Below are 10,236 nucleotides of genomic sequence, written 5' to 3'. Positions count from 1 at the left end.
CGCGATCGTCGCCGACGGCACCCCCTACCACGACGCGGGCGGCTTGGACGCCGAGGAGCGCGCGGCCGCCGTCGCCGCGGGCGTCGCCTACCTGCGCGCCCTCACCGGGGCGGGGCTGAGCGTCGACGAGGCGTTCGGGCAGATCGAGTTCCGGCTCGCCGTGAACGCCGACCAGTTCTCCTCCATCGCCAAGCTGCGCGCCGCCCGCCGGCTGTGGGCGCGCGTCGCCGAGGCGAGCGGCGCCGCGGACGGGACGTCCGCGCGGATCCACGCCGTCACGTCGTCGGCGATGATGACGCGCCGCGACCCGTGGGTGAACATGCTGCGCACCACCGTCGCCGCGTTCGCCGCCGGGGTGGGCGGCGCCGACGCCGTCACCGTGCAGCCGTTCGACGCGCGGCTCGGCCTGCCCGACGACTTCGCCCGCCGCATCGCCCGCAACACCCAGACGCTGCTGCTGGAGGAGTCCAGCCTGGCCCGCGTCGTCGACCCGGCGGGCGGCTCCTGGTACGTCGAGCGGCTCACCGAGGACCTCGCCCGCGCCGCCTGGGACCGCTTCACCGAGATCGAACGGGAGGGCGGGCTCGCCGCCTCCCTGGAGTCCGGCGCGGTCGCCGGCCGGATCGCCGCGACGTGGGCGCGGCGCCGCAAGGACCTCGCCCGCCGCAAGGCGCCGCTCACCGGCGTCAGCGAGTTCCCGAACCTCGCCGAGAAGCTCCCCGAGCGGGCGGCGGCGCCGTCCCGTCCCGGCGGCGGCCTGCCCGTAGTGACGTACGCGCAGGACTTCGAGGCCCTCCGCGACCGCTCCGACGCGCACGCGGACGCCACCGGCGCCCGCCCGGCGGTGTTCCTCGCGACGCTCGGGCCGATCGCCGTCCACACCGCCCGCGCGTCCTTCGCCGCGAACCTGTTCCAGGCGGGCGGCATCGAGACCGTCACCGGGACGCCCGAGGAGTTCGCGGCGTCCGGCGCGTCCGTCGCCTGCGTCTGCTCCAGCGACAAGGTGTACGCCGAGCGCGCCGAGGACGCCGCCCGCACGCTCAGGGACGCGGGCGCGCGCGCATCTGGCTGGCCGGCAAGGGAACGTACAAGGGAGTGGACGGCACCGTGTTCGCCGGGTGCGACGCGGTCGAGGTGCTGGAGACCACCCTCCACGAGCTGGGAGTGAACCGATGATCCCCGACTTCAGCGATATCGGGCTCGGGACGCCGCCGCCCGCGGCCGACGCCGCCGCGAAGTGGCGCGCGGCCGTCGCGGAGGCCACCGGCAAGGAGCCCGAGGCCCAGACCTGGGACACCCCCGAGGGCATCGACGTCCTGCCGCTCTACACCGGCGACGACCTCGGCGGCGCCGACTTCCTCGGCACGCTGCCCGGCATCGCGCCCTACCTGCGCGGCCCCTACCCGGCCATGTACGCGACGCAGCCGTGGACGATCCGGCAGTACGCCGGGTTCTCCACCGCCGAGGAGTCCAACGCCTTCTACCGGCGCAACCTCGCCGCCGGGCAGAAGGGCCTGTCGGTCGCGTTCGACCTGGCCACCCACCGCGGCTACGACTCCGACCACCCGCGCGTCGCCGGGGACGTCGGCATGGCGGGCGTCGCGATCGACTCGATCTACGACATGCGGCAGCTCTTCGACGGCATCCCGCTCGACAAGATGAGCGTGTCGATGACGATGAACGGCGCCGTCCTGCCCGTCCTGGCGCTCTACATCGCCGCGGCCGAGGAACAGGGGGTGAAGCCGGAAGCGCTGGCGGGGACCATCCAGAACGACATCCTCAAGGAGTTCATGGTCCGCAACACCTACATCTACCCGCCGCAGCCCTCGATGCGGATCATCTCCGACATCTTCGAGTACACCTCGCGGAAGATGCCGAAGTACAACTCGATCTCCATCTCCGGCTACCACATCCAGGAGGCCGGGGCCACGGCCGACCTGGAGCTGGCCTACACCCTCGCCGACGGCGTCGAGTACATCCGCGCCGGACGCGACGCGGGCCTGGACATCGACGCGTTCGCGCCCCGGCTGTCGTTCTTCTGGGCGATCGGGATGAACTTCTTCATGGAGGTCGCGAAGCTCCGCGCCGCGCGCCTGCTGTGGGCCAGGCTCGTCAAGGGCTTCGACCCGAAGAACCCGAAGTCGCTGTCGCTGCGGACGCACTCGCAGACGTCCGGCTGGTCGCTGACCGCGCAGGACGTCTACAACAACGTCGCCCGCACCTGCATCGAGGCGATGGCCGCCACGCAGGGCCACACCCAGTCGCTGCACACCAACGCGCTGGACGAGGCCCTCGCGCTGCCGACCGACTTCTCCGCCCGCATCGCCCGCAACACCCAGCTGCTGCTGCAGCAGGAGTCCGGGACGACCCGCGCGATCGACCCGTGGGGCGGCAGCGCCTACGTCGAGCGGCTCACCTACGACCTCGCGCGCCGCGCGTGGGGCCACATCACCGAGGTCGAGCAGGCCGGCGGGATGGCGAAGGCGATCGACGAGGGGCTGCCGAAGCTCCGCATCGAGGAGGCCGCCGCCCGGACGCAGGCCCGCATCGACTCCGGGCGCCAGCCCGTCATCGGCGTCAACAAGTACCGCGCGGACGCCGAGGAGCAGATCGAGGTCCTCAAGGTCGACAACGCGTCCGTCCGCGCGCAGCAGATCGAGAAGCTGCGGCGGCTGCGCGCCGAGCGCGACGACGCCGCGGTCGGGTCGGCGCTCGCCGCGCTGGCGGCCGCCGCCGACGCGGCGACGAACGGGAACCGGCCGTCCGGGCTGGAGCACAACCTGCTCACCCTCGCCATCGACGCCGCCCGCGCCAAGGCGACCGTCGGCGAGATCTCCGACGCCCTGGAGAAGGCGTGGGGACGGCACGCCGCGCAGATCCGTACGATCTCCGGTGTGTACCGCGACGAGGCCGGACCCGCCGAGGGGATCGAGAAGGCGCGCGCCGCGACCCGCGTTCGAGGAGGCCGAGGGGCGCCGCCCGCGCATCCTCGTCGCCAAGATGGGGCAGGACGGCCACGACCGCGGCCAGAAGGTGATCGCGACCGGGTTCGCCGACCTCGGCTTCGACGTCGACGTGGGCCCGCTGTTCCAGACCCCGGCCGAGGTCGCGCGGCAGGCCGTCGAGGCGGACGTGCACATCGTCGGCGTCAACTCGCTCGCCGCCGGGCACCTCACCCTGGTGCCCGCGCTGCGCGAGGAACTGGCCGCGCTCGGCGCCGCCGACGTCATGATCGTCGTCGGCGGGGTGATCCCGCCGCAGGACTTCGACGAGCTGCGCGCCGCCGGGGCGTCCGCGATCTTCCCGCCCGGGACCGTCATCGCCGAGGCCGCGCAGGGCCTGCTGGACGAGCTGGCGACCAAGCTCGGCCACGAGACCCCCGGGGAGAACGGCGACCGGTGAGGCCCCTGGAGGACTACGTCGCCGGGGTGCGGGACGGCTCGCGCGCGTGGATCGCGCGGGCGATCACGCTCGTCGAGTCGGGCCGGCCCGATCACCGCGCGCTCGCGCAGCGGCTGCTGGTCGAGCTGACCCCGCGCGCGGGCGGCGCCCGCCGCGTCGGCATCACCGGCGTGCCCGGCGTCGGCAAGTCCACGTTCATCGACGCGCTCGGCACCGCGCTCACCGGGCGCGGGCACCGGGTCGCGGTGCTGGCTGTGGACCCGTCGTCCACCCGGACGGGCGGCAGCATCCTCGGCGACAAGACCCGCATGCAGCGGCTCTCCGCCGACGAGAACGCCTTCATCCGGCCGTCGCCCACCGCGGGGACGCTCGGCGGCGTCGCCAAGGCGACCCGCGAGGCGATGGTCGTGATGGAGGCCGCCGGATACGACGTCGTCCTCGTCGAGACGGTCGGGGTCGGGCAGTCCGAGACCGCCGTGTCGGAGATGGTGGACTCGTTCCTGTTCCTGACGCTGGCCCGCACCGGCGACCAGCTCCAGGGCATCAAGAAGGGCGTCCTGGAACTGGCCGACGTCATCGCGGTGAACAAGGCCGACGGAGACCACGAGATCGAGGCGAAACGGGCGGCGCGCGAGCTGTCGGGCGCGCTGCGGATGCTGCGCGGCGACGAACGCAAGCGCGACATCCCCGTGCTGACCTGCAGCGCCAGGGAGGGCACCGGGCTCGACCGGGTGTGGGACGAGATCGTCGCCCACCAGGACGCCCTGCGCGAGACCGGCGAGCTGGACGCGCGGCGGCGCCGCCAGCTCGTCGGCTGGGCGTGGGCGATGGTGCGCGACCGGCTCCTCGCCGACCTGCACGCCCACGCCGACGTCCGCGCGGTCGCCCCCGGGCTCGAACGGGAGGTCGCGGACGGCGCCCTCACCCCCGCACTGGCCGCCGACCGGATCCTGGAGGCGTTCGCGCGGGGCCGCTGAGAGGGGACCGCTCCGGACGGGCCGCTCCGGACGGGCCGCTCTGGACCGCGCGTCCGTCCGAAATCACTCGTTGTCACGAGGGCGCGGTAACGGCGGTCCCCGATCCGGTACAACAGTCGGATGGACGTCATCGCGCTCGAGGATCCGACGGACGCGCAGATCAGGCAGTGGCACGGGGTGCTGGCCGCCGTGCACGCCGACGATCCGGCGGCCGAGCCCGCGCCCGAGCCCGACCAGACGGCCGCGCGGCTGCTGGGCGGCGGTCCCGCGGGCCGGCAGCGGCTCTGGGCGGTGCCCGCCGGTGACGGGCTCGCCGCCGTGGAGGCGCTGCTGCTGCCCGGCGACGCCGGTACCGGACGGCCCGGCGAGATCGACATCCGGGTCCGGCCCGAGCACCGGCGCCGCGGCCTGGGCGGGCGGCTGCTGGTGGCGGCGGCCGACGGGCTGCGCGCCGACGGCCGCACCAGCGTGATCGCGCAGGTGCTCGCGGGCACCCCGGCCGTCCCGTTCCTGGAGTCGCACGGGTTCGAGTGCGTGCTGACGCTGCGCGGCATGGTGCTGGACCTCGACGAGGTCCCGGCGGAGCGCGTCGACCGCCTGGTCGCCGCCGGGCCCGCCGGGTACCGGCTCGTCCGCTGGCGCGGCGTCGTCCCGGGCGCGCTCGCCGCGCTCGCCCGCGCCAAGACCGCGATGGCCGACCTCGCCGAGTACGAGGGCGCGCCGTGGGACGCGCGCGCGTCCGCGAGATGGCCGAGCTGGTCGCCAAGCGCGGCGACGACCTCTACACCGTCGCGGCCCTCACCGGCGGTCCCGGCGGCGGCGGAGGCGAGGTGATCGCGGGGTTCACCGAGATGGTCGTCCCGGCCGGTGCGGCGGGCCGGGCGGCGCAGTACGACACCGCCGTCGTGCCCGAGCACCGCGGCCGCCGGATCGGCATCTGGGTGAAGGCCGGGATGCTGCGCTGGCTCGCCGCCGAGCGGCCCGAGGTCCGCGAGATCGAGACCGACAACGCCGGGGACAACGCCCACATGATCGCGGTGAACGAGGAACTGGGTTTCCGGGTGGAGCGCGAGTCCATGGAGTACCAGGCCGCGGCGGCCGACCTCCCGGCCTGACCCCGGGGAAAATGCGTTGCCCGCTCTGCCGGGAATCGGCAGGCTAATGGAGACTTCCGGGAAATGCCCGGAAGCCCGGAGAATTGCCGGACCTTTTCCTCGTAGTTCAACGGCAGAACGCCGCACCGTTAATGCGGATGCTCCAGGTTCGAATCCTGGCGGGGAAGCGGCAGGGGCAGGGGAGGTGACGCATGCACGTGCTCGTCCTGAACGCGACCTACGAGCCGCTGCAGAAGGTCAACCTGCGGCACGCCATCCGCATGCTGGTGCGCGAGGTGGCCGTCGTCGAGGAAGCCGAGGAGGGCCGGACGATCGGCGCGTTCCCCGTCCCGCGCGTGCTGCGGCTCGTCCGGTACGTCGCGATGCGGTGGCGGCACGGCCGCCGCCCGCCGTGGACCAAACGCGGCGTTCACCTGCGGGATCTGGGCCGCTGCGGGTACTGCGGGCGGCGCGGCGACACCATCGACCACGTCCACCCGCAGTCGCGCGGCGGCGGGAACACGTGGGAGAACACCGTCCTGGCGTGTGGGAAGTGCAACAACCGCAAGGGGAACCGGACGCCCGCCGAGGCCGGCCTGCGGCTGCGCCGCGCCCCTCGCGTGCCGCGCTGGGAGGAGCTCGTCGGCCTTTGACCGGCGGGTCTCCCGGCGGTCCGGCCGGGGCCGCGCCCCGGCCGGACCACCGAGATCGGTAACGTTTCGTCACGCTATGTGGTTTTCGTATCCACTGAGACGAAATGGGCCTATGTGGTAGCGTGCCGCCAATCTTGAGGTTTGTTATCAAGGAGTGATCTGTGGCGGCCCTCGATCCCCCCGGCGGCACGGAGCGTCCCTCGCGCGGACGCCCGACGGAACGGCGTCCGGCGACCCGGCGCGCGCGGACGCGCGCCCTGGCGATCGCCCTCGTGCTCGGCGTGACCGCCGTCCCGTCCGCCCGCGCCGCCGCCGTGCCCCGCGCGCCCGAGGATCCGGCGGCCAAGTACGAGAAGCTCAAGAAGCGCGCCGACAAGCTGTCGAAGGAGTACCGCGGCGAACTGATCTCGCTGGAGGACGCCGAGAAGGCCGCCAAGAAGGCCCGCGCGGCCGCGGACAAGGCGTCCGGCGACTACGACGCCGCCCGCGCGTCCGTCGCCACGATCGCCTCCACCAGCTACATGACCGGACGGTACGAGTCGATCCCGATCGTCACCGGCGGGGATCCGCAGGCCGCGCTGCGCGCCGCGAGCGGTCTCGAACACATCAGCCGCAACAACGGCCGCCGCGTCCAGAACCTGGAGGCCCTCGACGCGAAGGCCGAGCAGGCCCGCGAGAAGGCGGAGGCGAAGCTCGAAAAGGTCGAGAAGGAGATCGAGGACCTGGAGAGCCAGCGCGAGCGCGTCAAGAAGCTGCTCGCCAAGTACAAGCCCGAGACGCCCACCACCTCGGTGGGATCGGGATCGGGGTCGGGCTCCGGGAACGCGCAGCCGGACGGCGCGTCCGGCACCAAGTCGCCCATCACCGGCAACTCGATGACCGCCCGGATGCGCACCGTGCTCCAGGAGGTCGACTCCAAGTTCGGCCCGTTCCCCGCGATCGGCTGCATGCGCCCCGGCGACCCGCAGGACCACGGCTCCGGCAACGCCTGCGACTTCATGGAGAGCACCGGCGGCCAGATGCCCAGCGCGTCGGCCTCCGCCCACGGCGACCAGGTCGCGCAGTACGTCATCGACAACGCCGATCGCCTCGGCATCAAGTACGTCATCTGGAAGCAGCGCATCTACGACATGCGCAGCAGCGGCGGCTGGAGCCAGATGGAGGACCGCGGCAGCGTCACCCAGAACCACTACGACCACGTCCACGTCTCCGTGCTCTGACGGGGACGCGCGCCCGTCGCCGCCCGGCCCGCCCGCCGCGGCCGCGCTCAGTCCAGGGCCACCGTCGCGTGGTCGCGGGCCGAGAGCAGGGCGGCCTCGATGACCTCCAGCCCGGTGATCGCGTCGGCGAGGTCGACGGGCGGGGGAGCACCGTCGCGGACCGTCCGGCCCACGGCGGCGTAGAAGTCGTGGTAGGCGCCCGGCGCGGTCGGCTCGGACCGCTCGTCGCCCGGGACGCCGACCAGGCCGTAAGCCTCCGGCGCGGCGATGCCGTAGCCCGGATCGTTCGGGACGAGCCCGGCGCGGAGCGCGTCCTCCTGCACGTCCATGCCGTGGACGGTGTAGGCGGCGCGGGAACCGAGGACGCGGAACCGCGGGCCGAGCCGCGCCGCCGTCGCGCTCGCCCACAGGTGCGAGCGGGTGCCGCCGCGGTGTTCGAGGGCGACGAAGACGTCGTCGGGCGCGGTCGCGCCGCGGCGCCGGACGTCGATCTCCGCGTGGACCCGGACCGGACGGCCGAACAGCGCGATCGCCTGGTCGATGAGGTGCGAGCCGAGGTCGTACAGGATGCCGCCCGCGTCCCGGGGGTCGGCGCTCTCCTTCCACCCCGGCTTGATCGTCGGCCGCCACCGTTCGAACCGGGACTCGAACCGCAGCACGTCGCCGAGCGCGCCGGAGCCGACGAGGCGGTGCGCGGTCAGGTAGTCGCCGTCCCAGCGGCGGTTGTGGAACGGGATCACCGGCAGGCCCCGGACGGCGCTGAGCGCGGCGAGGGAGCGGGCGTCGGCGGCGGTCGCGGCGGCCGGTTTGTCCACGACGACCGGGACGCCCGAGGTCAGCGCGTCCGGGCGAGCGCGACGTGGTACCGGTTCGGGGCGGCGACCACCACCAGGTCGTAGGCGCCCGACACCTCCCACAGCCGGTCGGCGTGGTCGAGGACCCGGGCGTCCGGGTACCGCTCCGCGACGGCCTCGCGCCGTTCGGGGTCCCCGGTGACGACCGCCGCCAGGTGCATCCCGGGGACGGACGAGATGAGCGGGGCGTGGAAGACCGCGCCCCCGGTGCCGTATCCGATCAAGGCAACACGCAGGTCCATGCCCCGATCATGGCCGATGCCGCCCCCGCCGCCGGGCGGCGGGGGTGGCCGTGGCCTGCGGCGGAGGGCGCGACGCGACCGGCCGGAACGCCGCCGGAAACGGTCAGTCGAACAGGTCGGGCTGCTCGCGGGTGATCTGGTCGTACAGCGGCTGGTAGTTGATCCAGCCGACCAGGTCGTTGCCGATCTGCTCGTGGGTGAGGACGGCGTTGTCGTGCTCGATCGGGACGACGGGCCCCGCCGCCTGCGCCAGCAGCTGCACCTGGCAGGACCGCTCCATCGTGATGAACCACCAGGCGGCGGCGTCCACGGTGTCGCCGACCGTCAGCAGGCCGTGGTTGCGCAGGATGACGGCCTTGGTGTCGCCGAGGGCGGCGGCGATCCGCTTGCCCTCCTCCAGGTCGGTGACGACGCCCGTGTAGTCGTCGAACAGGCCGTGGTCCTGGTAGAACGCGCACACGTCCTGGGTGATCGGCTCCAGCTTTCGGCCGAGCGCCGACAGCGCCCGCCCGTGCGTCGAGTGGCTGTGCGCGGCGGCCACCACGTCCGGCCGCGCCTGGTGCACCTGCGAGTGGATCGCGAACGCGGCCTCGTTCACCGGGTACCGGCCCTCGACGACCTTGCCCTCGTGGTTCACCAGGATCAGGTCGCTGACCTTGATGTGCTTGAACGACATCCCGAACGGGTTCACCCAGAAGTGGTCGGTGCGCTCGGGGTCGCGCGCGGTGATGTGCCCGGCCACGCCCTCCTCGAAGCCGAACTTGCCGAAGATCCGCAGCGCGGCGGCCAGCCGCTCCTTGCGGTGCCGGCGCTCGTCCGCGACGTCGTCGAAGTTCGGCGGCAGCCGGAAGATCAGGTCGGTGGGCAGCTTCTCCAGGAACTCTTCGTCCTCGGCCATCGGTCGCTCCTCGGGGGAATCCGGTTCCCTCCACCGAACACCACTCGGTGGCCCCGCGGCTAGACCGGCGCCGCCCAAGCCCGCCGCGCCCGGTTGTCCATCGCGGACAACCGCACCGCACAATGGCGGCATGGAGCAACGAGAGGGCGACCGCTTCCTGCGGTTGCTGGCCGAGCGGAGCGACGACCCGGCGGTGCTGGACGCGACGGTGCGCGCCGCCCGCACCCGCTCGGACCTCGTCGCGGCGCTGCCGGTGGAGGAGACGCGGCGGCTCGCCGCCGCGCTCGTCCGCGGCGTGCTGGCCGCGCTGGAGGCGGGCGGGCCCGGCCCGGACGTCCTCGCGGCGGCCGAGCGGCTCGGCGCCGACCGGGCCCGGCAGGGCGTGCCGGTCGCCGCGTTCCTGGACGGCTTCCAGGCGGGCCGCGCGCACCTCGTCCGGACGCTCATCGCCGACGGCCGCCGCCTCGGCGACCCAGACGCGCAGCTCCTCGACGGCGTCAGCCGCATCGACGAGATCACCACCGCGCTCGTCCACCGCATGGTGCACGCGCACCGGGTGGCCGAGCTGGAGACGGCCCGCACCGCCCGGGAGAGCACCCTGCAGACGCTCCGGCAGCTGCTGCACGGCGAGCCGGTCGCCGTGCCCGCGCCGCTGGACGCCCGCGCCGCCTACCACTGCGTCGTGTCGGACGTCAGCGACCCGGCGGTCGCCGCCCGGCTGGAGGCCCGGCTCACCTCGGCCGGGCCCGGCCTGTGCGGGCTCGTCGACGGGCGCGGCTGGCCGCGCTCGTCGCCCGGCTGCCGGACCCGCCGCCCGCCGGGCCGCTGCTAGTGGCCGCACCGCCCGCCCGTCCGGGCGACGTGGCGCCGCTGCACGGCTGGGACGCCGAGCGCTG

9 protein-coding genes, 1 tRNA gene and 2 pseudogenes are annotated in these 10,236 nt (G+C 74.0%); 9 read left to right on the top strand and 3 right to left on the bottom strand.

What is annotated here, in order from left to right; genetic code table 11:
• The 8 genes and pseudogenes from BJF79_RS22255 to BJF79_RS22225 all read left to right on the top strand — a co-directional run.
• Positions 1 to 1,176 (top strand): annotated as a pseudogene (locus BJF79_RS22255) (methylmalonyl-CoA mutase family protein); the annotation flags it as partial.
• Positions 1,173 to 3,402: pseudogene (gene scpA / locus BJF79_RS22250) on the top strand (methylmalonyl-CoA mutase). The pseudogenes BJF79_RS22255 and scpA, both read left to right, overlap by 4 nt.
• Positions 3,399 to 4,379, top strand: coding sequence for a methylmalonyl Co-A mutase-associated GTPase MeaB (meaB, locus tag BJF79_RS22245; protein WP_075900159.1), 981 nt, complete (start codon positions 3,399 to 3,401; stop codon positions 4,377 to 4,379). Before scpA ends, meaB begins: the two are co-directional and overlap by 4 nt.
• 120 nt (positions 4,380 to 4,499) lie before the next feature.
• Positions 4,500 to 5,213 carry a GNAT family N-acetyltransferase gene (locus BJF79_RS22240; protein WP_262402406.1) on the top strand — a complete coding sequence of 238 codons (714 nt, stop codon included), beginning with the start codon at positions 4,500 to 4,502 and terminating at the stop codon, positions 5,211 to 5,213.
• A complete protein-coding gene (locus BJF79_RS61095; RefSeq protein WP_262402405.1) occupies positions 5,126 to 5,494 on the top strand; it encodes a hypothetical protein in 369 nt (122 codons plus the stop codon). The genes BJF79_RS22240 and BJF79_RS61095 overlap by 88 nt, the downstream gene beginning before the upstream one ends.
• A 95-nt stretch (positions 5,495 to 5,589) precedes the next feature.
• Positions 5,590 to 5,661 (top strand) — tRNA-Asn (locus BJF79_RS22235).
• Between the two features lie 24 nt (positions 5,662 to 5,685).
• Positions 5,686 to 6,126, top strand: a complete 441-nt coding sequence (locus tag BJF79_RS22230; protein WP_075900157.1) for an HNH endonuclease — start codon at positions 5,686 to 5,688, stop codon at positions 6,124 to 6,126.
• A 161-nt stretch (positions 6,127 to 6,287) separates the two neighbouring features.
• Positions 6,288 to 7,346 (top strand): coiled-coil domain-containing protein, encoded by a 1,059-nt coding sequence (locus tag BJF79_RS22225; RefSeq protein ID WP_143220085.1) that lies wholly within the window; start codon positions 6,288 to 6,290, stop codon positions 7,344 to 7,346.
• Between the two features lie 47 nt (positions 7,347 to 7,393).
• Here BJF79_RS22225 and BJF79_RS22220 read toward each other — a convergent pair whose 3' ends face one another.
• The 3 genes from BJF79_RS22220 to BJF79_RS22215 form a co-directional block, all read right to left on the bottom strand.
• Positions 7,394 to 8,161, bottom strand: coding sequence for a Gfo/Idh/MocA family oxidoreductase (locus tag BJF79_RS22220; protein WP_316043415.1), 768 nt, complete (start codon positions 8,159 to 8,161; stop codon positions 7,394 to 7,396).
• 20 nt (positions 8,162 to 8,181) lie between these two features.
• On the bottom strand, positions 8,182 to 8,442 hold the full coding sequence (locus BJF79_RS65755; RefSeq protein WP_316043414.1) for a Gfo/Idh/MocA family oxidoreductase: 261 nt from the start codon (positions 8,440 to 8,442) through the stop codon (positions 8,182 to 8,184).
• 103 nt (positions 8,443 to 8,545) lie between these two features.
• Positions 8,546 to 9,340, bottom strand: a complete 795-nt coding sequence (locus tag BJF79_RS22215) for a class II aldolase/adducin family protein (protein WP_075900155.1) — start codon at positions 9,338 to 9,340, stop codon at positions 8,546 to 8,548.
• A 130-nt stretch (positions 9,341 to 9,470) separates the two neighbouring features.
• Between BJF79_RS22215 and BJF79_RS22210 the strand changes: the two genes are divergently transcribed.
• On the top strand, positions 9,471 to 10,172 hold the full coding sequence (locus BJF79_RS22210) for a hypothetical protein (RefSeq protein ID WP_262402404.1): 702 nt from the start codon (positions 9,471 to 9,473) through the stop codon (positions 10,170 to 10,172).
• Positions 10,173 to 10,236 lie beyond the last annotated feature (64 nt).

The organism is Actinomadura sp. CNU-125, from assembly GCF_001942465.1.
Classification (GTDB): domain Bacteria; phylum Actinomycetota; class Actinomycetes; order Streptosporangiales; family Streptosporangiaceae; genus Spirillospora.
This window is presented reverse-complemented; position numbering and strand designations above follow the sequence as displayed.